The organism is Phaeobacter sp. B1627 (assembly GCF_006265095.1).
Taxonomy (GTDB): domain Bacteria; phylum Pseudomonadota; class Alphaproteobacteria; order Rhodobacterales; family Rhodobacteraceae; genus Epibacterium.
Genome location: NZ_VCNK01000107.1, coordinates 1 through 482, shown reverse-complemented (window position 1 = coordinate 482; position 482 = coordinate 1). Strand labels below are relative to the sequence as shown.

At 50.2% G+C, this 482-nt stretch carries 2 protein-coding genes; both read right to left on the bottom strand.

Translation table 11 applies throughout. The features are described 5' to 3' along the window. Positions 1-177 (bottom strand): transposase (locus FGE21_RS19875; RefSeq protein WP_139665127.1); only part of this gene is annotated, 177 nt, incomplete at its 3' end. A gap of 124 nt (positions 178-301) precedes the next feature. Beyond that, positions 302-482 (bottom strand): hypothetical protein (locus FGE21_RS20235; RefSeq protein WP_218062810.1); only part of this gene is annotated, 181 nt, incomplete at its 5' end.

Below are 482 nucleotides of genomic sequence, written 5' to 3'. Positions count from 1 at the left end.
CGTTTTGTGTGGGCCGTATTCCTTCGGCGCGTCGCGCCACCGTAAGCCGTTGCGATTGATGAAGATAATCCCGCCAAGAACGCGCTTGTCATCGGCACGTGGCTTGCCGTGGGATTTGGGAAAGTAGGGCTCAAGGCGCGCCATCTGCGCGTCGGATAACCAGATTAGATCAGACATGTTCACCGCTCATTTTTTGAGCCGTGAATCACGCAGCGAAGCGAAAATCAATGGGTCCTGAGCCTAGGCAAAAGGGGCATCGAAAAACTCCTAAATTCAAAATTATAACGCGCAGGCAGTTCACTCATTGTTCATATATCGGCGCATCGCGCGAACAACCGGTGTGAAAATGCCCGGCGAATGGATTCAATCCTCGTAGCCCTGTTTTATATCGTGAATTGGCTGATTTTTTCATGTGAGTTATGCACGCGATAAGTTCTTGATCAGAAGCGGCTGGTTGAGGGGTAATCCCCCCATTTTTAATG